Here is a 21,278-nt window from a genome sequence, read left to right on the forward strand (position 1 = left end):
ATAAAGAAGAGCCTGCCCGTGATGGCCTGAGGGCAGGCGCCACCGAACCGACTGAGGAACCCTGCAATGTCCGGCAAACCTTCACTGCACGACATTCAAGAAGCCGAAAAAAAGCCGCTGTGGCAGCGGCTCGGCTGGTTGGCCCTGATCTGGGTCGGCAGCGTCGGCGCGTTGTTCATCGCCGCCAGCCTGATGCGCCTGTTCATGAATGCGGCCGGCCTGACCACCCACTGAATCATCCCGTCCCGTTGCCGCGAGGCACGGTTTTGCAGCCCTCCTCTTGGAGGGCTTTTTTTTGCCTGGCTTACTTGCGCGCCTTGAGGATCACGAACTTGGGCGTGGCCGCCACTTGCTCGACGCCCCGGAACAGCCGCGCCAGCTTGGCGTGATAGCCCAGGTGGCGGTTGCCGACGATGTACAGCGCACCGCCCGTCACCAGCGCTTCGCGGGCCTGCTGGAACATGCGCCAGGCGAGGAAGTCGCCGACCACCTGCTGCTGATGGAACGGCGGATTGCACAGCACCACGTCCAGCGATTGCGCCGGCTGCCCGGCCAGACCGTCGGCGGCGCGCACGGCCACGTCACGTTCGCCCAAGGCCGCACGCCAGTTTTCGCGGGCCGACTGCACCGCCATGAACGATTCGTCCACCAGCGTGTAATGGGCATCGGGGTTCTGCAGGGCGCTGGCGATGGCCAGTACGCCGTTGCCGCAACCCAGGTCCGCCACCCGTGCGCCGCCGAGGTTTTTCGGCAGGTGCGGCAGGAAGGCGCGGGTGCCGATGTCCAGCCCGTCGCGGCAGAACACATTGGCGTGGTTGAGGAGCTCGATGGCCGGCTCTTCGAGACGGTAGCGGGTCGGGTAAGGGGACGTCGCCGCTGTCCGGGCTTCGGGCGTGGCGATCAGCAGGCGTGCCTTTTTCACCGCCAGCGAAGCCTGCACCGGGCCGATGTAGCGCTCCAGCAGATCGCCGGCGGCCCGGGGCAAGTGCTTGATCATCGCCGCCGCCACCACTTGCGCGCCTGGGGCGAGCTGGCCTTGCAGGCGGATCAGCTGTTCCTCCAGCAGCGCCAGGGTCTTCGGCACGCGGATCAGCACCCGGTCGAACGGCCCGGTCAGCGGTTCGCTGGCCGCAATACCCCGCACGGCGTCGAACGGCAGGCCGTTGCGGGTCAGGTTTTTCTCCAGGCCCTGAAAGGCCAGAAACGAATCGCCGCTGCTGCTGACATTCACCTTGCCTGCCAGGCTGATGGCCAGAGCGCCGAAACTGTCGTTGAGCACCAGTACCCGCGTGTCGGCCGCCGGCTGCTGTTCGGCCAGGTGATTGAGCAGGTACTCGTCGGCCGCATCGAACGCCTGCAGCGGTTCATTCTGCTGTTCGGGCTGGCGGATCAGGTCGAGGCTGGAGAAGGGCGTGTCGAGCAAAGGCATGGGGCGGGGACTCTGGCGGTTCATCGGGTGTCCCGCGGCCCGCAGTGTGGTGCGGCGGAACCCTCCGAGCGGACTGCGGCGTGGCATTCACGTCATCACTCGGGAAGGTTGCGAATGGTACGTTTTTTTCGGGGTGATTACCTGCAAGTTTTCGGGGGACGGCGACAGGCGACCGTTCAGATGATCCCGGCCCGCGCGGCGGCGATGACGGCGGAGATCTTGTTGCACACGTTGAGCTTCTCGATGACGTTCTGCACGTGGTAGTTCACGGTGCGTTCGCTCAGACTGAGGATGCGGGCGATCTCATACGCGGTCTTGCCGGCGGCCGAGAGTCTCAGGACCTCCAGTTCGCGCGCCGACAAGTGCGGTTGGCGGGCGCCGGGCGGTTTCCTGGGCAGGGTCCGGGCGAGCATTTCGCTCAGATGGCTGGTGACGTAGAACATGTAGCCGAAGTGTTCGTACAGCTCCAGCGGGCTGATCGGGCAGTGCTTTCGGCCCAGGCTCAGGATGCTGCAGAGTCCGGATTCCTCGTGATGGAACGATTGTGACCAGCCGTGCTGCAGTTCATGTTCCAGCATGGCGCTCCATAACTTCGGAGTCTTTGAGAACAGTTCTTCGCTCCAGACAATGGGCAGCATGGAACGATTGCAGTGTGCTACTACTGGATCCGACTCTACATAGTTTTCTTGTTCATAGTGGTTGTTCCAGGCGCTTGGGTAGTTATTGATTTTCAAGGTGGTGAACGGCGTTTCCCGGCGCAATGATGTCACTGAGACAGCACAAAAGTTGAAGCCAATGTTTTCGGCGAATCTCAACAGGATCGGGTACGCGGTATCTATTTCCTTGGCGAAAGTCAGCTGCTTTAACTGCGACTCCTTCCACATTTCCATTACAGGCTCTCCGTAAGGTGTTTCGCGGGGGTGCAACTTGGATCCAACAAGAGGCACGCACCGGAGTGTAGGACGATTCCTACATCGAGTGCGGATTTTTTTGCTCTTTAAGCATTTGATATCGGCATAAAGTGTTATTAGGTCGCTCTACGGCCAAGCATTTAACTCGTCATGTAAAAACTAACGGATGATGAACCGTTTGTTCTCAAATGAGGGAAATTGCTATTTGTGCAAATAACACTATTAATTGTCGGTGTATTAGTGTGCGAGTTTGCGCGACACTGGGCCGCATCGTCGATTGGAGTGGCCCATGACCGCCAGCGCAGACAAGTTCACCCGCCAGACCTTGCTTGACGTGCAGCCCCTGACCCCCAGCCTGTTCACGTTGCGCACTACCCGTGATCCGGGCTTTCGCTTCCGTGCCGGGCAATTTGCCCGCCTGGGAGTGACCAAGGCCGACGGCAGCACGGTGTGGCGGGCCTACTCCATGGTGTCGTCGCCGTTTGACGAGTTTCTGGAGTTTTTCTCGATCGTGGTGCCGGGCGGGGAGTTCACCAGCGAACTGAGCCGCCTGCGCGAAGGCGATTCGCTGCTGGTGGAGCGCCAGGCCTTCGGTTACCTGACCCTGGATCGTTTCGTCGACGGCCGGGATCTGTGGCTGCTGTCCACCGGCACGGGGGTGGCGCCGTTCCTGTCGATCCTGCAGGACTTCGAGGTCTGGGAGCGGTTCGAACGCATCGTCCTGGTCTACAGCGTGCGGGAGGCCCGGGAGCTGGCCTATCAAGCGTTGATCGGCGATCTGATGCAGCGTGACTACCTGGCGCCGTATGCGCACAAGTTCCGGTTCATCCCGGTGGTGACGCGCGAGCCGTACGCCGGGGCCCTCAACGGCCGCATCACTGCCCTGATCGAGAGCGGCGAACTGGAGCGCGCGGCGGGGCTGGAACTGTCGGCCGAGCATTCGCGGGTCATGCTGTGCGGCAACCCGCAGATGATCGACGACACCCGGGCCCTGCTCAAGCGGCGGCACATGAGCCTGAGCCTTACCCGGCGTCCGGGGCAGGTGGCGGTGGAGAACTACTGGTAAAAAGAACGGCGCCCGAGGGCGCCGTTCTTCCGTTCATGCCGCAACGCGTCAGGGCCGGTTGTTCTGGGCCTTGAGCAGGTCGCGGATCTCGCCCAGCAGCTCCTCTTCCTTCGTCGGCACGGGCGGCAGGCTCGGGGCCACGGCCTCTTCGCGCTTCAGGCGGTTGATGGCCTTGACGCCCATGAAAATGGCGAAGGCGACGATGATGAAGTCCAGGATGCTTTGGATGAACTTGCCATAGGCCATCACCACGGCGGGCGCACTGCCCTCGGCGGCCTTGAGCGTGATGGCCAGGTCACTGAAATCCACGCCGCCGATCAGCAGGCCGATCGGGGGCATGATCACGTCGCCGACAAAGGACGACACAATTTTGCCGAAGGCGGCACCGATGATGATACCGACGGCCATGTCGACCACATTGCCTTTGACCGCAAAGGCCTTGAACTCACTTAGCACGCCCATAGGTTATTTCCTTGTTACAGATGAGGTTGGTGTTGGCAGTGTAAATCAGCGAAACGCGGCCTGCGCGAAACACCTCCTTACAATGCTCGCTTTTATCGACACATCTTTCGACGATTAGTTTGCAAAGTGCCACTAATCGCGCGGGAAATAGACCGTAAGCCGCTGATCCGGAAGAAAAATCTGTCAATCATGGCGTTACGAATTTTCTATTTATGTTTGCGGGAACGGTTCTCTAGCCTCTGACTGGCGCACCTGGATGCGCCTTCGAAAAGACAGAGGAACCGCACATGACTTCCGCACTTGGCCTTGGGGCATTGCCCTGCCGCCGCACTTTCGCTGCACTCACCGCCAGCCTGCTGACCCTTTCCGTCAGCGCCGCCCCGTTGACCCGCGACAACGGCGCGGCGGTCGGCGACAACCAGAACTCGCAGACCGCCGGCGCCAATGGCCCGGTGCTGCTGCAGGATGTGCAACTGATCCAGAAGCTCCAGCGCTTCGACCGCGAACGCATCCCGGAACGTGTGGTGCATGCCCGCGGCACCGGTGCCCACGGTACCTTCACCGCCAGCGCCGACCTCAGCGACCTGAGCAAGGCCAAAGTCTTCGCCGCAGGTCAGGTCACGCCGGTCTTCGTGCGCTTCTCATCGGTGGTGCACGGCAACCACTCCCCGGAGACCCTGCGCGATCCGCGCGGCTTCGCCACCAAGTTCTACACGGCCGACGGCAACTGGGACCTGGTCGGCAACAATTTCCCGACCTTCTTCATCCGCGATGCGATCAAGTTCCCGGACATGGTGCACGCGTTCAAGCCGGATCCGCGCACCAACCTGGACGACGACTCGCGGCGTTTCGACTTCTTCTCCCATGTTCCGGAAGCCACACGCACCCTGACGGAGCTGTATTCCAACTCTGGCACGCCGGCCAGTTACCGGGAGATGGACGGTAACAGTGTGCATGCCTATAAGTTGGTCAACGCGAAGGGCGAAATTCACTATGTGAAGTTTCACTGGAAAAGTTTGCAGGGCATCAAGAATTTGACGCCAGAACAAGTCGTGAAAGTTCAAGGGCAGGACTACAGTCATATGACCCATGACTTGGTGGCCAATATCGGGAAGGGCAACTTTCCAAAGTGGGACTTGTACATCCAAGTGCTAAAACCAGAAGATCTGTCCAAGTTTGATTTCGATCCATTGGACGCAACCAAGATCTGGCCCGGTGTTCCTGAGCGAAAAGTTGGACAAATGGTGTTGAACCGCAATCCGTCGAACGTCTTCCAGGAAACCGAACAAGTTGCCATGGCGCCGAGTAATCTGGTTCCCGGCATCGAACCTTCCGAAGACCGTTTGTTGCAGGGCCGGGTATTCGCTTATGCGGATACGCAACTTCACCGTATCGGCACCAACGCCATGCAGTTGCCGATCAACGCACCTAAGGTCGCCGTGAACAACGGCAATCAGGACGGCGCGATGAATGCCGGCGCCAGCCGTTCCGGTGTGAACTTTCAGCCGAGCCGTCTGCAGCCGCGGGAAGAGACGCCGCAGGCGCGCTACAGCCAGACGGCCCTGGAAGGCCGCACCCAGCAGGCGAAGATCCAGCGTGAGCAGAACTTCCGGCAGGCTGGGGATCTGTACCGCTCGTACAGCCGCCAGGAGCGCAAGGATCTGATCGCCAGCTTCGGCGCTTCGCTAGCGGGGGCGGATGACGAGAGCAAGCACATCATCCTGTCTTTCCTGTACAAGGCCGACCCTGAGTACGGCGCCGGCGTGGCGAAAGTGGCCAAGGGCGACCTGGCGCGGGTCAAGGCGCTGGCCGCCAACCTGGCGGACTGAGGCCTGAATGCCGTCGGCCGATGAGCGTCGCTGCGCCCATCGGCTGCGGCTGCGTTATCATCGCGGTTTTTGCCGGGGGTTCAGATGGCCAAGGCCAAGCGCATGTACGGCTGCACCGAGTGCGGCGCCACCTTTCCCAAATGGGCGGGGCAGTGCGGCGAGTGCGGCGCCTGGAACACCCTGACCGAAACCCTGGTCGAGAGCGGCGGGGCGGCGGCGCCGAGCGGCCGCACCGGCTGGGCGGGGCAGCAGGCGCAGATCAAGACGCTGGCCGAAGTCAGCGTCGAGGAAGTCCCGCGCTTCTCCACCGCCTCCGGCGAGCTGGACCGGGTGCTGGGCGGAGGCCTGGTGGACGGTTCGGTGGTGCTGATCGGCGGCGATCCCGGCATCGGCAAATCGACGATCCTGCTGCAGACCCTGTGCAACCTGGCCCGCAGCATGCCGGCCTTGTACGTCACCGGCGAGGAGTCCCAGCAGCAGGTGGCGATGCGCGCCCGGCGTCTGGGGTTGCCGCAGGACCAATTGCGGGTGATGACCGAAACCTGCATCGAAAGCATCATCGCCACCGCCCGACAGGAAAAGCCCCGGGTGATGGTGATCGACTCGATCCAGACGATTTTCACCGAACAGCTGCAATCGGCGCCGGGCGGCGTGTCCCAGGTGCGCGAGAGCGCGGCGCTGCTGGTGCGTTACGCCAAGCAGAGCGGCACGGCGATTTTCCTGGTGGGCCACGTCACCAAGGAAGGCGCGCTGGCCGGCCCGCGCGTGCTGGAGCACATGGTCGATACCGTGCTGTATTTCGAAGGCGAGTCCGATGGCCGGCTGCGCTTGCTGCGGGCGGTGAAGAACCGTTTCGGCGCGGTCAACGAACTGGGCGTGTTCGGCATGACCGACAGGGGGCTGAAGGAAGTCTCCAACCCGTCGGCGATTTTCCTGACCCGTGCTCAGGAGGAAGTGCCGGGCAGCGTGGTGATGGCGACCTGGGAAGGCACTCGGCCGATGCTGGTGGAAGTTCAGGCGTTGGTGGACGACAGCCATCTGGCCAACCCGCGCCGGGTGACGCTGGGTCTGGACCAGAACCGCCTGGCGATGCTGCTGGCGGTGCTGCACCGTCACGGCGGCATCCCGACCCACGATCAGGACGTGTTCCTCAACGTGGTCGGCGGCGTGAAGGTGCTGGAGACCGCCTCGGACCTGGCGCTGATGGCGGCGGTCATGTCGAGCCTGCGCAACCGGCCGTTGCCCCACGACCTGCTGGTGTTCGGTGAGGTCGGCCTGTCCGGTGAGGTGCGCCCGGTGCCCAGCGGCCAGGAGCGCCTGAAGGAAGCGGCCAAGCACGGCTTCAAGCGCGCGATCGTGCCCAAGGGCAATGCGCCGAAGGAAGCGCCGCCAGGCTTGCAGATCATTGCCGTGACGCGGCTGGAGCAGGCGTTGGATTCGCTGTTCGAATAACCGCCGATTCACTGCAGGAGCCAGCCTGCTGGCGATAGCAGACTCCCCGTGACGATCGATTCGACGGGAGACCGCCATCGCCAGCAGGCTGGCTCCCACAGGGGATCGTCGCTGTTCAGAGCTCGATCAGCGCACCCAGTTCGCGCTGAAGCTCGGACTCGTCCGCCAGGTTGAACTCGATCAGCCGCCGCAGGCGCTGGATCGACTCCAGGCTAATGTGCCGACAGACAAACCCCAGCTGGCCGCGGTCCTCGTGCGCCAGCTGGGCGTCCATCGTGATCTCGACCTCGTCGCTCAAGTGGATGCTGACGGAAAAATCCTGCTTCGGATCGCCGAGCCACGGCTGCGGCTTCTCGATCAAGAAACCCTTGAGTGACAGGTCGACCAGCTGCACCGGCCAGATGCGCTCGCCCTGGCTCAATTCGGTCTTGGCATCGAACGCAATACGTTTGAAGCGGCGACGCTCGCTCATGGTGCACTCCTCTTGACGGTACGCTGACTATAGACCCGGCCCGCCGGACGCGACCAGCCCGCAGCGGCCTCAGACCAATGTCGGGTATGGTCTTTACGGCCAACAGCGCTAAACTCGGGGTGGCTGTCTTTCTTGTCCACCCTGGCTGGAATAATAAAATGAAAAATAATAATAGCCCGCTACGCCACTTACCCTGGCTGGTGCTGGCAATCGTAGGGGCGTGCGCCCTGGGCGTCGTGGCCTTGCGTCGAGGCGAGGCGATCAACGCCTTGTGGATCGTGGTCGCCGCTGTGGCCATCTATCTGGTCGCGTACCGCTACTACAGCCTGTTCATCGCAAACAATGTGATGCAGCTCGATCCGCGCCGGGCCACCCCCGCCGTGATCAACAACGACGGTCTGGACTACGTGCCGACCAACAAACACATTCTCTTCGGACACCACTTCGCGGCCATCGCCGGCGCAGGCCCCTTGGTCGGGCCGGTGCTGGCGGCGCAGATGGGCTACCTGCCCGGCACCCTGTGGCTGATCGCCGGCGTGGTGCTGGCGGGCGCGGTGCAGGACTTCATGGTCCTGTTCATGTCCACCCGCCGCAACGGCCGCTCCCTGGGCGACATGGTGCGCGAGGAAATGGGCCGCATCCCCGGCACCATCGCCCTGTTCGGCTGCTTCCTGATCATGATCATCATCCTCGCGGTGCTGGCGCTGATCGTGGTCAAGGCCCTGGCCGAAAGCCCGTGGGGCATTTTCACCGTGATGGCGACCATCCCGATCGCGATGTTCATGGGCGTCTACATGCGCTACATCCGTCCGGGCCGCATCGGCGAGATCTCGGTGATCGGCGTGTTGCTGCTGCTGGGCTCGATCTGGCTGGGCGGGCAGGTCGCCGCCGATCCGGTGTGGGCCAAGGCCTTCACCTTCACCGGCGTGCAGATCACCTGGATGCTGATCGGCTACGGCTTCGTCGCGGCGGTGCTGCCGGTGTGGCTGATCCTCGCCCCGCGCGACTACCTGTCCACCTTCCTCAAGATCGGCACCATCATCGCCCTGGCGATCGGCATCCTGGTCACCATGCCCGAGCTGAAAATGCCAGCGCTGACCCAGTTCGTCGACGGCACCGGCCCTGTGTGGAAGGGCGGCCTGTTCCCGTTCCTGTTCATCACCATCGCCTGCGGTGCGGTATCCGGGTTCCACGCGCTGATCTCCTCCGGCACCACGCCGAAGCTGCTGGACAACGAAACCAACGCCCGCTACATCGGTTACGGCGGCATGTTGATGGAGTCCTTCGTGGCCATCATGGCAATGGTCGCCGCTTCGGTGATCGAGCCGGGCGTGTACTTCGCCATGAACAGCCCGGCCGCCGTGGTCGGCGGTGATGTGGTGGCGGTGGCGACGGCGGTCAGCAACTGGGGCTTCGCCATCACCCCGGATGCGCTGCAGGCCGTGGCCCACGACATCGGCGAAACCACCATCCTGGCCCGCGCCGGCGGTGCGCCGACCCTGGCGGTGGGTATCGCGCAGATCCTGCACAGTGTCCTGCCGGGCGAGAACACCATGGCGTTCTGGTACCACTTCGCGATCCTGTTCGAGGCGCTGTTCATCCTGACCGCCGTGGACGCCGGCACCCGCGCCGGGCGCTTCATGCTGCAGGACCTGCTCGGCTCCTTCGTGCCGGCGTTGCAGCGCACCGAGTCCTGGACCGCCAACCTGATCGCCACCGCCGGCTGCGTGGCGATGTGGGGCTGGCTGCTGTACCAGGGCGTGATCGATCCGCTGGGCGGCATCAATACCCTGTGGCCGCTGTTCGGCATCTCCAACCAGATGCTGGCGGGCATCGCCCTGATGCTCGGCACCGTCGTGCTGATCAAGATGAAGCGTCAGCGCTACATCTGGGTCACGCTGCTGCCGGCCGCCTGGCTGCTGATCTGCACCACCACCGCAGGCTTCATCAAGCTGTTCGACGCCAACCCGGCGATCGGCTTCCTGTCGCTGGCCAAGAAGTACAGCGATGCGCTGGCCGCAGGCCAGGTGCTCGCGCCGGCCAAGAGCGTGGAGCAGATGCAGCATGTGATCTTCAACGCCTACACCAACGCGACGCTGACGGCGCTGTTCCTGTTCGTGGTGTTCAGCATCCTGTTCTATGCGCTCAAGGTCGGCATCGCCGCCTGGGGCAAAAAAGAACGCACGGACAAAGAATCGCCGTTCCAGGCCCTGCCGGACGCGTAACCTGAGGATTGCACCATGTTCAATGACCTGAGTCGCCTCGGTAAATACCTCGGTCAGGCCGCACGCCTGATGGTCGGCATGCCCGACTACGACACTTACGTCGAGCATATGCAGACCAAGCACCCGGACAAGCCGGTGATGGACTACGAGACGTTCTTCCGGGAACGTCAGGAGGCCCGTTACGGCGGCAAGGGCGGGCCGAAGTGCTGTTGAGCTGACAGCCTGCGGCCGACGCGGTAAACCTGTGGGAGCCAGCCCGCCGGCGATAGCGGAGCGTCATTCGGCAACGATGCCGACTGACCCGCCCTCATCGCCGGCAGGCTGGCTCCCACAATTGTTTTGTGATTCTTTCAGATCAGGAGAAAACGCTTGTCCTCTCCCATTCCCGTCACGGTGCTCAGCGGTTTCCTCGGCGCCGGCAAGACCACCTTGCTGCGCCACCTGCTCAAGGCCGAGCACGGCCTGAAGATCGCCGTGATCGAAAACGAATTCAGCGACGCCGGCATCGACACCCAACTGCTCGGCGATGAGCCCGTGCAGGTCATGACCCTGGCCAACGGCTGCGTCTGCTGCACCATCCACACTGATTTGACCAAGGCCCTGTACCTGCTGCTCGAACGGCTGGACAGCGGCGAAATCGCCTTCGACCGGCTGGTGATCGAATGCACCGGCCTGGCCGACCCGGCACCGGTGGCGCAGACCTTCTTCATCGACGAAGAACTGCGCGAGCGCTACCTGCTCGACGGCATCATCACCCTGGTGGACGCCGCGCACGCCGACCTGCACCTGTCCCAGACCATCGCCCAGGCGCAGGTCGGGTTCGCCGACCGCTTGCTGGTGAGCAAGACGGACCTGGTGGACGAAGCCGCCTTCACCGCCCTGAGCGAGCGGCTGGCGCGCATCAACCGGCGGGCGCCCATCCGTGTGGTCGAGCACGGCCGGATCGACCTGGCCGAACTGCTCGACGTGCGGGGCTTCAACCTCAATGCCGACCTGGGCGGCGGGGTGAGCCTGAGGCCGGTGCGCCAGGCGCCGTCCATCGACCGCATCTCCAGCCTGGTGCTGCGCACCGACCGGCCGCTGGACATCGACCGCCTCAGCGGGTTCATGAACGAGCTGCTGGAGGAGCATGGACGGCAACTGCTGCGCTACAAGGGCGTGCTGAGCATTGCCGGAGAGGATCGGCGCCTGGTCTTCCAGGGCGTGCTGAAGCTTTACGGTTTCGACTGGGACACCGAATGGGCCGAAGGCGAGGCGCGGGAAAGCGTGATCGTGTTCATCGCCGATGACCTGCCTGAAGAGAAGATCCGGGCAGGGTTCGCCGAAATGGCAGGCTGAGGGCGCGGCGCCGGCAGGAGGGCTCCCACAGGTTTTGGGCCGCGCCGGCCACTGTGGGAACGGGCTTGCCCGCGAAGGCGATCTAGCCTGCGGCTCTGTGTTCGCGGGTCGGGTCGAGCAGTCTGTCCTCCAGGCGCTCCAGGTAACGGCTCATCAGCACCGCTGCCTTGTCCGCGTCCCCATCTGCCACCGCCTCGACGATCGCCGAATGCGCCTGCCAGGAGTCGCCCTCGGGGGGCTGTCCGGCATTGCGCGCAATGGCCAGCGACGTCAACGGCACCAGGTTGCCGAGAAAGTGCGCCAACGGCGCATTCCCCGCCAACTGCGCCAGTTGCAGATGAAACTCCCCGGAAAGCCGGATCGCCGCACCGCTTTGGGCTTGCGCCACGGCCAGGCGCTCGCGCTCCACGCATGCCCGCAGGCGCTTGAGCCCGTCAGGCGATGCGTTGCGGCAAGCCATGCGCACCAGCGTGGCTTCCGCCAGACGCCGAGCGTGCAGTGCTTGCCGGGTCTGCTCGGCATCGGGCTCGGCGACCCGTGGCCGATGATGGGTGCGCAACACAATGACATGCTCATGGGACAACTGCGTCAGCACCCGGCGCACCTGCGCGCGGCTGACGCCGAACATCGCCTTGAGGCTGTCTTCCGTGAAGCGGTCCGCAGGCCCGATCCGCTGCTCCAGGATCGCCTCGAGCAATTGCCGGTACAGATCCTCCGCCGGCGCCCGCAGGCCGGGGAAGGGCAGGGCCGCCGACATCCGGCGGGTGTGAGGCGACGTGGCAAGGCTGTTCATGACCGGTCTCCCGTGTGAGGCGATTCAGTTGCCGAGGTGGTCATCCGGAATGTTCAGCTCGATCCCCATCCGTCGTCCTTCGCGCAGGATGTGCCGACGCATTTCGGCGCTGGCCTGGGCGCTGTTCCGGTTGCGGATGGCGCGCACCACGGCTTCGTTCTCTTCCAGGCGTTCGGCCAGGTGCTGCGGCGAATTGCGCAGCACCTCGGCGCTCTGCTTGAGGGCGTTGCCGGTCTGCTGCACCACGCTCTGGAAGATCGGGTTGGCGGTCAGGGCGAACAGTTCTTCGTGGAAGGCGATGTAGGCGTTGGCCCCGGCTTCGCTGTCGCCGGCGTCGAGGGCTTCGCGCATGTCCATCAGGGTCAGGCGCAGTTGCCCGACTTCCTTGCTGCCGACCGACTGCGCCACCAGGCCGACGATGAACGGCTCCAAGGTGTAGCGCAGTTGCAGGACGTCCTCGAGGCTGGCGCGGGCGACGGCGCTGTCGGGGCTGTGCGTGTCCTCGGCCTGCGCCTCGAGCACCACCACGCCTTTGCCGGGCATCGAGCGCACCAGGCCCAGGGTTTCCAGCACGGTCACCGCCTCGCGCAGGCTCGGGCGGCTGATGCCCAGTTGTTCGGCCAGCTCGCGCTGGCCCGGCAGCATGTCGCCGGAACGCCACTGGCCTCGGGCCAGTGCGGCGCGGAGTTTTTCCACCACTGAGTTGACGACGGTTGAAGTAGTAATCACGTGTTCGCTCCATGGGCCGTGCCTGCGCTCCGGCAGGCACGGCGGTCATTCAGAATTCTTTGGCCGCCGCCCGGGCGGCCGGTTTTCTTGGCTGAAAGGTATAGCCTTGCTCGCCGCTGAGCACCTTGTTGGCCCGTTGCACATCGATGTCCCTTTCCCAGCGGGCGATGGCCACGGTGGCGACGCAGTTGCCGGTCAGGTTGGTCAACGCCCGGCCGATGCCCATGAACCAGTCCACCGCCAGCACCAGCACCAGGCCCACCACCGGAATCGCCGGGATCGCGGTCAGCGTCGCGGCCAGGATCACCAGCGCGGAGCCCGGAATGCCGTGGGCGCCCTTGGAGGTGATCAGCGACACCAGCAGGATCGTCAGCAGATCGGTCATGGCCAGCGGCGTGCCGGTGGCATTGGCGATGAAGACGATGGCCAGGGTCAGGTAGATCGAAAAGCCGTCGAGGTTGAACGAGTAGCCGGTGGGGATCACCAGCCCGACGGTGGAGCTGCCGATGCCCAGGTGTTCGAGCTTGCGCATCACTTGCGGCAGCACGGCGTCGGAGGACGCGGTGCCGAGCACGATCAGCAGTTCCTCGCGCAGGTACTTGAGCAACGGCCACAGGCGCAGGCCCGAAAGACGCATCACCAGGCCCAGGACCAGGGACACGAAGGCGGCGCAGGTCAGGTAGAACAGGCCGATCAGGCTGCCCAGGTGCTGCAGCGAATCCAGGCCGTACTTGCTGGTGGTGAAGGCGATGGCGCCGAACACGCCGATGGGCGCCAGGCGCACGATCATGCCCATGATCCGGAAGATCACATGGCTCAGTTCGTTGATCAGCCGCGAGATGCCGGAGGCCGCCTCGCCCACCAGGTTCAGCGCGCTGCCGAACAGGACGGAGAACAGCAGCACCTGCAGGATGTTGTTGTCGGCGAAGGCGCCGAGGGCCGATGCCGGAATCAGATCCATCAGGAACTGGGTGGTGGTGTGCATGTGCTGGCCGCGTTCGGCGATGTCGCCCATGTCGGCGGCGGCCAGCTGTTCCAGGTGGATGTTGGCGCCGCTGCCGATCCCGGTGGTGAAGGCGAAGACCAGGCCGATCACCAGGGCGAGGGTGGTCAGCACTTCGAAGTAGATCACCGATTTGAGGCCGATGCGCCCGACCTTCTTCAGGTCGCCGGCGCCGCTGATGCCGCTGACCACCACGCAGAACACGATCAGGCCGATGAGCATCTTGATCAGTTTGATGAAACCGTCGCCCAGCGGTTTGAGCTGGGCCGAGTATTCGGGGAGGGTCAGTCCGCAGACGATGCCGAGCATCAGGCCGAGAACCACTTGGAGGAAGATCGAACGCGAGCACCATCTGAGCATGGGAGGAATCCTGGTCGGTGTCCTGGCTGCCGGGCGCGTGGCGCTTCGGATTGAGGACTTAATTATTGTGGTCTTACCGGTATGTCCAGTGCGAGGGGGCAGAATAGGCGCTGTTTCGGAAGGGGTGCAAGTGAAAAATGACAAATTGGCTTGACCGGTCTGACCAGTGGTTCGGTGCTGCCGGTTATCTTGCCTTGCTTGTGAAGAGGCCAAAGCGCGGACGGTCATGTCCGCGCTTTGGCGTCGGGTAGGCGGTGCGATCCTTGCGATGCCGGATCAGTAGGGCGCGTTGCGCTGCAGGATGTTCAGCTTGAAGTCCAGTGCGGTCGAACTCTGGTTGGGGTCGGTTCGGATGAACGTGCCGACCTTGGGGTCATATCGGTTCCGGCTCAATCCGGCCCGGAGCAGTTTGCCGGCCCGCGTCTGTATCCGGACGGTGGGTGTGTCGCTGCCGAGTCGATCCAGCGTGACGATCTTGCCGCGGGCGTTCAGCAAGTTGAAAGTGGTCTGGTCGCCGTCTTCGGTGGCATAGGCGTTCAGGAAGTCTTCCTGCTCTTTGCTGACAGTCCTGTAGTAATAGTCTCCGGGAGTCAGAATATAGATCGTGTAATAGTCGTCGAGGCATCTGAAATAAAACGTCAGTGCGTCGGGTGCGACGTTTGGGTTCAGGAACAAATAATCGGAAACATCAATGTGGGAAGAAAGAGTGAAGGGCACGTAGTCGGGGCGCATTGTCGAGACTTTCTTGCCGTAGGTCAGTCTTGGAAAGTGAGGGTTTCCAAGAGGGGTGCTGAAAGTTGCAATGAAGGATTTTTCCTGGTCGGTGCTCATAGGATGCTCAGCGTTCTGAATGTTCGTTGAAAAGTGCAGTGTCGCGGGAAGTTGAAGTGCGTCGGGCAGGCGTGGGTCAGACTTCGTCCGGGTCACTCAGGAACGATGCGTTGCGCTCGATGATCCGCAGCTTGAACACGATGCCTTCCTTGTCGGTTTCGCCCAGGTAGCGGTAGGGCGCGCCTCTTCGGCGGAGGCTGCCGACATGCCGGGCGCTGCGTGCCTGGAGCCGGATGAGGTGGGTGTCGCGGGTCAGGTCCGGCAGCGTGATGACGCGGTTGTCCAGGTTCAGCAGATTGAAGGAGGTGGTGTCGCGACCGGCCGGGAGAAACGCCCCGAGGAAGCCGGAAGGGTCTTTGCTCAGGCAGTATCCTGCATAGACGGGGTGGGACCTTACATAGAGGTGGTAATAGTCGTCCGTGCAGCGGAAGTAGATCGTCATTGGCGCGGGATTGAGGATGTCCTGTCGGGAGCGATGGCCCAGCAGGTGGCTGTCGTTTTTCTGTTTCGGTGCGCCAGTGAAAAAGCCACCGGAAAACTGTGTGTCCAGGCGTGTGGCAGGAGTTTCGTGCAACAGGCCAAGAAAGTTAACGTGCTGAGTGTCCATTGCTAATGTTGCGATGAAAGAGTCTTGCCTGTTTGTTCTCATGGGTTCTTCCTTGAATTCCAGTGGTGAGTGGCATTTGGATTGTTTCTTAGTTGTATGTTTTGGTGTTGTCGTGTGGATGGATTTATTGGCGCTGGCGAATTTGGTGAACGATAACAGTTAGTTCTTTGGTGTGGTCGATAGTGATGGGGTGTTGTTGTTTCAAGTCTTGAATGGCAGGAGGGAAAGTTGCTTGGGGAAAGGGGCGCGAGTCAGGGGAACGGCATTTTGCGGGCGAAAAAAAACCGGCCAATCGCTTGGCCGGTTTTCCGTGCTGGGGTTCAGGCTGCCGTTAGGCGCCGTACACCGGCAGCTTCTTGCAGATGGCCTTGACCTTCTCGCGAACGGCGTCGATCACCGCTTCGTTGTTCAGGTCGGCCAGGATGTCGCAGATCCAGCCGGCCAGTTCCTTGCACTCGGCTTCCTTGAAGCCGCGGGTGGTCACGGCCGGGGTGCCGAAACGCAGGCCGGAGGTGACGAACGGCGAGCGCGGGTCGTTAGGCACGGAGTTCTTGTTCACGGTGATGAACGCTTTGCCCAGTGCGGCGTCGGCGTCTTTGCCGGAGATTTCCTGCTTGATCAGCGACAGCAGGAACAGGTGGTTCTGGGTACCGCCGGACACCACGTCGAAACCGCGCTCGATGAACACGCCGGCCATGGCCTGGGCGTTCTTCACCACTTGTTGCTGGTAGGCCTTGAACTCAGGCTGCAGAGCTTCCTTGAAGCAGATCGCCTTGGCCGCGATCACGTGCTCCAGCGGGCCGCCCTGGGCGCCCGGGAACACGGCGGAGTTCAGTTTCTTCTCGATGTCGGCGTTGGCGCGCGCCAGGATCAGGCCGCCACGCGGACCGCGCAGGGTCTTGTGGGTGGTGGTGGTCACGACGTCGGCGAACGGCACCGGGTTCGGGTAGACGCCGGCGGCGACCAGACCGGCCACGTGGGCCATGTCGACGAACAGGTAGGCGCCGACCTTGTCAGCGATGGCGCGGAAGCGCGGGAAGTCCAGCACCTGCGAGTAGGCGGAGAAACCGGCCACGATCATTTTCGGCTTGTGCTCGACCGCCAGGCGCTCGACTTCGTCGTAGTCGATCAGGCCGTTGGCGTCGATGCCGTACTGGATGGCGTTGTACAGCTTGCCGGAGGAGGACACGCTGGCGCCGTGGGTCAGGTGACCGCCGTGGGCCAGGCTCATGCCCAGGATGGTGTCGCCGGCCGACAGCAGGGCCAGGTAGACCGCGGCGTTGGCTTGGGAGCCTGCGTGCGGCTGGACGTTGGCGTAGTCGGCGCCGAACAGTTCCTTGGCGCGGTCGATGGCCAGTTGCTCAACCACGTCGACGTATTCGCAGCCGCCGTAGTAGCGCTTGCCCGGGTAGCCTTCGGCGTACTTGTTGGTCAGCACCGAGCCTTGAGCTTCCATCACCGCAGGGCTGGTGTAGTTTTCCGAAGCGATCAGCTCGATGTGTTCTTCCTGGCGCTGAGCTTCTTGCTCCATGGCGGCAAAAAGGTCGGCGTCGTACTTGGCAATAGTCAAATCACGGCTGAACATGGCGGTCCTCAAGGATCGGGGCAGAAAAGGGGGGCATTCTAACCCAACGGGTTTTGGATGGCATATGAAACGACATCATGTCGCAGACAAGTGGCGTTCATGGCCGAATGCGTGGCGTCCGTGCCGGCCTTTTCGCTGGCCAGCCAGTTCGCACAGTAACCGCTGATAACCACGAACTTCATGATTGACATCAAACTTTGTGGGAGCTGGCTTGCCAGCGATGGCAGCGCCGCAGATCCTCAGTCGAACATGAACAGCGCATCGTTGCTGAACTGCGCCTCGAACCGCCCCGCCGGCATCGGCCGGCCGAACAGGTAGCCCTGCACCTCGTCGCAGCCGTGCTCGCGCAGGAAGTCCAGTTGCTCGTGGGTCTCCACGCCCTCGGCGATCACCGCCAGGTTGAGGCTGTGGGCCATGGCGATGATCGCCCGGGCGATCTGCGCGTCCTGCTCGCCGGACGGCAGGCCGTCGACGAAGGTGCGGTCGATCTTCAGCACATCGATCGGGAACTGCTTGAGGTAGTTCAGCGATGAGTAACCGGTGCCGAAGTCGTCCACCGCGATACTCAGCCCGAGGTTCTTCAGGCCGTCGAGGATCTGCATCGCCTCGCTGACTTCGCGCATCAGGATGCTTTCGGTCAGCTCCAGTTCCAGGCAGGCCGGCGGCAGGCCGGTTTCGCGCAGGGTGGTGGCGATCCGCGTGCCGAGCTGGCCGTCGGAGAACTGCCGGGCGGAGATGTTCACCGACACCTTCGGCACGCGTACGCGGCTCTGGTGCCAGGTCTTGAGTTGGCGGCAGGCTTCGGCGATCACCCAGTCGCCGACGTCCACCACCAGGCCGAGCTCTTCCAGCACCGGGATGAAGTCCCCCGGCGGCACCAGCCCGCGACGCGGATGACGCCAGCGCAGCAGGGCTTCGGCGCCGGTCAGGCGCTTGCCGTCGCCGCTGAACTGCGGCTGGTAATACAGCACGAATTCGTTCTGCTCCAACGCGTGGCGCAGGTCGCTTTCCAGCTCCAGGCGCTCCAGCGCACTGGCGTTCATGTCGGCCTGGTAGAACTGGAAGTTGTTCTTGCCGCGTTCCTTGGCGTGGTACATCGCGGTGTCGGCGTTCTTCATCAGTTGGCTGAGCTCGTTGCCGTCCTGGGGGCTCAGGGCGATGCCGATGCTGGCGGTGACGAAGAACTCGCGGCCTTCGAGCACGAACGGTTTCACCAGGCTGGCGAGGATCTGCTCGGCTACGTGGATCGCCCGGTTGAGCGCCATCTCGCGGCTGGAGCGGTGCTGCAGCAACAGGGTGAATTCGTCGCCGCCCATCCGCGCCACGGTGTCGTCATCGTCGACGCAGGCCAGCAGGCGCGTGGCCATGTCCTTGAGCATGCGGTCGCCGGCGGCGTGGCCGAGGGAGTCGTTGATCGGCTTGAAGCGGTCGAGGTCGAGGAACATCAGCACCACCCACGACTTCTGCCGGTCGGCGGACTGCAGCGCGGTGTGCAGGCGGTCCTGGAACAGCGTGCGGTTGGGCAGGTGGGTCAGGGCGTCGTAGTAGGCGAGGCGGTGGATGCGTTGCTCGCTGGCCTTGCGCTCGCTGATGTCGCTGAAGAAGCACACGTAGCTGGCCAGGTCGCCTTCGTCGTCGAGCACGGCGGTGATGCCGACCCAGGCCGGGTAATGCTCGCCGTTGCGCCGCTTGAGCCAGACTTCGCCTTCCCAGGTGCTGTGCTGGTGCAGTTGCTTGAGCACATAGCGCAGGTGCGCGTCCTGCTGCTCGTCGACGGTGAGCATGTTCGGCAACTGGTCGAGGACTTCGGCCACCGCGTAGCCGCTGACCCGGCTGAACGCCTCGTTGGCCTGGACGATGTAGCCGGCGGGGTCGGTGATCAGGATCGCCGACGTCGAGTGCTCGAATACGGTGGCGGCCATGCGCAGGTCTTTTTCGGCACGGCGCTGCTGGCTGATGTCGCGGCCCACGCCGAGCACACCCTCGAAGGCGCCGTGCTCGTCCCACACCAGCACCAGGCGCAGCTCGATCGGGATCTTGCGGCCGTCGGCCCGCAGGCAGTCGAACAGGAACATCTGGGTCTGCACTTGGCTGCGCAGCAGCGCCAGTTGTTCGGGCTTGTCCAAGGCCTTGCTGACGCGGTCCATCAGGTGATAGATGCCGGTCAGCTGCTGCGGGTTGGCGATGGTCGACTGCCAGCCGTTCTGGAAGATCCACTCGGCGTCATAGCCCAGCACCGCCTGCACCGAAGGGCTGACGTAGTTGAGCGACATCTTGCTGTCGGTGGAGAAGATCACGTCGCTGATGCTTTCGGCGAGCATCCGGTAGCGCTGCTCGCTGTCGCGCAGGGATTCGCTGGCCTCGATCTGCTCGGTGATGTCCTTGGCCACGCCGATGATCCGTGTGACCTGATCGTGCTTGTCCCGGGCCAGCGCCTGTTCGCGGATGTCGAAGCGCCGCCATTTGCCGTCGCGGTGGCGAAAGCGCAACTGGCACTGCAGCAGTTGGCTGTAGCCGGCGTGGCGCTGCAGTTGGCGCGAGCGGTGGTAGTAGTCGGCGTCTTCGGGGTGCAGCAGGATTTCCCAGAAGTACTCGCCCATCTGATGCAGTTCGGTGCGGTTGTAGCCGAGGGTCTGGCCCAGGTGATGGTTGCTGAAGATCATCCGCTGGCTGATCACGTCCTGCACGTACAGGTGGTCCGGCACGGTGCGCACCACGTCCGACCAGAAGCCCTCGCGCTCCAGCAGCGACAGTTCGATCAGCTTGCGGCTGGTGATGTCGTTGATGCTCAGGATCACCGCTTTGTAGTCGTGCTGTTCCTGCGGCAGGCGCAGCACCAGCCACAGGTGCTGGTCGCGGCCGTTGATGTCCGGCAGCTTGATTTCGAGCTCCAGCTGCTTCTGTTGCTGGAGCACGGCGTCGAGCACCTGGTTGCCGATGGCGCAGTGGGTGTGCGGACGACCGTCGATCAGCAGCTGCCAGGCGTGCTCGCAGGAATTGACGTTGAGCAGTTGCAGCGCCACCTGGTTGACCTCGGTGATGCGCAGTTCCTGCAACAGCTGCTGGCGCTGCTGCGGGTGGTCGAGCCAGGCCTTGAGCTGGTCGCTGGTCTGCAGGCGGGCCTTGTCGAACACCTGCTTGAGCCCGGACAGATCCAGCACGCACAGGGCCACGCCGGTGCCTTCGAAGATGTCCTGGTAGCGGCGCCGGCCTTCATGCAGTTGGCGCTGGCGGCGGCGCATGTTGAGCAGCGCGATGAACGGCAGCAGCGAGAACGCCAGGCCCAGCAGGCATTTGCCGATGAAGGCCGGCAACAGTTGCTCGAGCACGCGCTGACGGTCGAACAGGCCGCGCAGTTGCCAGTCGCTGCTGCTCAGCGGCACGGTCAGCACGCTGTTGGCCAGGTCGTCCGGGGTCAGGGTGCTGGTGCGGGCGGAAGGCAGGACTTCGTCGCGGCTGATGATCTGATGGTTGATGCGGTTTTCCACCAGCCACAGCGGGCGGATGCCGGTGTCGCCCTGTTTGGTCAGCGAGGCGAAGAAGGTCGGGGTCAGGCGCAGCGCCCAGTAGCCGCGGGTACTGCCGCTGGCCTGGTGCAGCAGCAGGTGCACCACCGAACCGTCGTCGGCGTTGCTGAAATAGTGGGCCTGGGCGCGGCTGCGGCGCACCAGTTCGCCGAGGTAGTCGGCGTCTTCGCTGGCGGCGTCGCTGTCGCTGAGCACCTTGCCGGACGGGCTGAGCAGCGCCAGGCTGCGCAGGTCGGGCAGCGACTGCTGCAGCTTGCGCAACAGCGCCTGCTGTTCGTCGGCCGATTGCGGCTGTTCGACGATCGGTAACAGGTTGAGGGCGATCTGCGCGTTCAGCGCCATGTTCAGGCTGACCTGGGAGGCGAGATCGGCGGTGTAGTCGATGGTGTACTGGCGCTGGTTCTTCTGGGTTTCGCGCAGTTGGTCGAGCAGTTGCCAGAACAGCAGCGCCAGCAGCAGAAGCACCAGGGTCGCCAGCGCGCCTTTCAATGTTCCGCGCAGGGGCGAGCCGGGCGCCGGTTGGGTGCTGCTCACAGAGGCTGGCGGAGTGACATTGGACAAGCTGGAATCCTGCGGTTTGGCTGGACTGGCGCGACGTGCACTATAAGCCGGACGCCCGAAGGGCGGCTAGCATGCCTTGAGTTGTGGCGAAGTGCCAG

At 63.5% G+C, this 21,278-nt stretch carries 18 protein-coding genes; 7 read left to right on the top strand and 11 right to left on the bottom strand.

The window, feature by feature from the left end:
• The first annotated feature begins 66 nt into the window (after positions 1–66).
• Positions 67–234 (top strand): DUF2474 domain-containing protein, encoded by a 168-nt coding sequence (locus CAG41_RS13800; protein ID WP_085584104.1) that lies wholly within the window; start codon positions 67–69, stop codon positions 232–234.
• Between the two features lie 70 nt (positions 235–304).
• Here CAG41_RS13800 and CAG41_RS13805 read toward each other — a convergent pair whose 3' ends face one another.
• Positions 305–1,429 carry a class I SAM-dependent methyltransferase gene (locus tag CAG41_RS13805; protein ID WP_085707101.1) on the bottom strand — a complete coding sequence of 375 codons (1,125 nt, stop codon included), beginning with the start codon at positions 1,427–1,429 and terminating at the stop codon, positions 305–307.
• Positions 1,430–1,605: 176 nt separating this feature from the next.
• Positions 1,606–2,319, bottom strand: a complete 714-nt coding sequence (locus tag CAG41_RS13810) for an autoinducer binding domain-containing protein (RefSeq protein ID WP_085632312.1) — start codon at positions 2,317–2,319, stop codon at positions 1,606–1,608.
• Positions 2,320–2,629: 310 nt separating this feature from the next.
• On the opposite strand from CAG41_RS13810, the gene CAG41_RS13815 reads away from it, so the two are divergent.
• Positions 2,630–3,406 (top strand): ferredoxin--NADP reductase, encoded by a 777-nt coding sequence (locus CAG41_RS13815; RefSeq protein ID WP_085584111.1) that lies wholly within the window; start codon positions 2,630–2,632, stop codon positions 3,404–3,406.
• Positions 3,407–3,454: 48 nt separating this feature from the next.
• Here CAG41_RS13815 and mscL read toward each other — a convergent pair whose 3' ends face one another.
• The gene (mscL, locus tag CAG41_RS13820; RefSeq protein WP_085584113.1) at positions 3,455–3,868 is read right to left on the bottom strand and encodes a large-conductance mechanosensitive channel protein MscL; all 414 of its coding nucleotides are present in this window, start codon (positions 3,866–3,868) and stop codon (positions 3,455–3,457) included.
• A 287-nt stretch (positions 3,869–4,155) separates the two neighbouring features.
• Here mscL and katB point away from each other — a divergent pair, with 287 nt between their 5' ends.
• Together katB and radA are read left to right on the top strand one after the other, a co-directional pair.
• Positions 4,156–5,697, top strand: a complete 1,542-nt coding sequence (gene katB / locus CAG41_RS13825; RefSeq protein WP_085632310.1) for a catalase KatB — start codon at positions 4,156–4,158, stop codon at positions 5,695–5,697.
• 84 nt (positions 5,698–5,781) lie between these two features.
• Positions 5,782–7,149: a DNA repair protein RadA gene (gene radA, locus CAG41_RS13830; RefSeq protein ID WP_085584117.1), complete on the top strand. Its 1,368-nt coding sequence runs from the start codon at positions 5,782–5,784 to the stop codon at positions 7,147–7,149.
• A gap of 115 nt (positions 7,150–7,264) precedes the next feature.
• On the opposite strand, the gene CAG41_RS13835 is transcribed toward radA, so the two are convergent.
• Positions 7,265–7,621: a PilZ domain-containing protein gene (locus CAG41_RS13835; protein WP_085707102.1), complete on the bottom strand. Its 357-nt coding sequence runs from the start codon at positions 7,619–7,621 to the stop codon at positions 7,265–7,267.
• Between the two features lie 158 nt (positions 7,622–7,779).
• On the opposite strand from CAG41_RS13835, the gene CAG41_RS13840 reads away from it, so the two are divergent.
• From CAG41_RS13840 to yjiA, 3 genes are all read left to right on the top strand, one after another.
• Complete coding sequence (locus CAG41_RS13840; protein WP_085584121.1) at positions 7,780–9,846, top strand: carbon starvation CstA family protein; 2,067 nt, start codon at positions 7,780–7,782, stop codon at positions 9,844–9,846.
• A gap of 15 nt (positions 9,847–9,861) precedes the next feature.
• On the top strand, positions 9,862–10,059 hold the full coding sequence (locus tag CAG41_RS13845) for a YbdD/YjiX family protein (protein ID WP_085584123.1): 198 nt from the start codon (positions 9,862–9,864) through the stop codon (positions 10,057–10,059).
• 156 nt (positions 10,060–10,215) lie between these two features.
• Complete coding sequence (gene yjiA, locus CAG41_RS13850) at positions 10,216–11,184, top strand: GTPase (protein WP_085707103.1); 969 nt, start codon at positions 10,216–10,218, stop codon at positions 11,182–11,184.
• Between the two features lie 82 nt (positions 11,185–11,266).
• Here yjiA and CAG41_RS13855 read toward each other — a convergent pair whose 3' ends face one another.
• From CAG41_RS13855 to CAG41_RS13885, 7 genes are all read right to left on the bottom strand, one after another.
• Positions 11,267–11,977, bottom strand: coding sequence for a GntR family transcriptional regulator (locus CAG41_RS13855; RefSeq protein ID WP_085707104.1), 711 nt, complete (start codon positions 11,975–11,977; stop codon positions 11,267–11,269).
• A gap of 24 nt (positions 11,978–12,001) precedes the next feature.
• Positions 12,002–12,706 (bottom strand): FadR/GntR family transcriptional regulator, encoded by a 705-nt coding sequence (locus CAG41_RS13860; RefSeq protein ID WP_085584129.1) that lies wholly within the window; start codon positions 12,704–12,706, stop codon positions 12,002–12,004.
• 49 nt (positions 12,707–12,755) lie between these two features.
• On the bottom strand, positions 12,756–14,069 hold the full coding sequence (locus CAG41_RS13865) for a C4-dicarboxylate transporter DctA (RefSeq protein WP_085584132.1): 1,314 nt from the start codon (positions 14,067–14,069) through the stop codon (positions 12,756–12,758).
• 276 nt (positions 14,070–14,345) lie between these two features.
• Entirely contained in the window at positions 14,346–14,900 is a 555-nt protein-coding gene (locus CAG41_RS13870; RefSeq protein ID WP_139831491.1) for a hypothetical protein, read from the bottom strand.
• Positions 14,901–14,976: 76 nt separating this feature from the next.
• A complete protein-coding gene (locus CAG41_RS28320) occupies positions 14,977–15,549 on the bottom strand; it encodes a hypothetical protein (RefSeq protein ID WP_139834970.1) in 573 nt (190 codons plus the stop codon).
• Positions 15,550–15,838: 289 nt separating this feature from the next.
• A complete protein-coding gene (gene glyA, locus CAG41_RS13880) occupies positions 15,839–17,092 on the bottom strand; it encodes a serine hydroxymethyltransferase (RefSeq protein ID WP_007924771.1) in 1,254 nt (417 codons plus the stop codon).
• A gap of 239 nt (positions 17,093–17,331) precedes the next feature.
• On the bottom strand, positions 17,332–21,180 hold the full coding sequence (locus CAG41_RS13885) for a bifunctional diguanylate cyclase/phosphodiesterase (RefSeq protein WP_085638880.1): 3,849 nt from the start codon (positions 21,178–21,180) through the stop codon (positions 17,332–17,334).
• Between the last annotated feature and the right edge of the window lie 98 nt (positions 21,181–21,278).

The sequence above is a fragment of the Pseudomonas sp. B35(2017) genome (assembly GCF_002113645.1).
GTDB lineage: Bacteria > Pseudomonadota > Gammaproteobacteria > Pseudomonadales > Pseudomonadaceae > Aquipseudomonas > Aquipseudomonas ekonensis.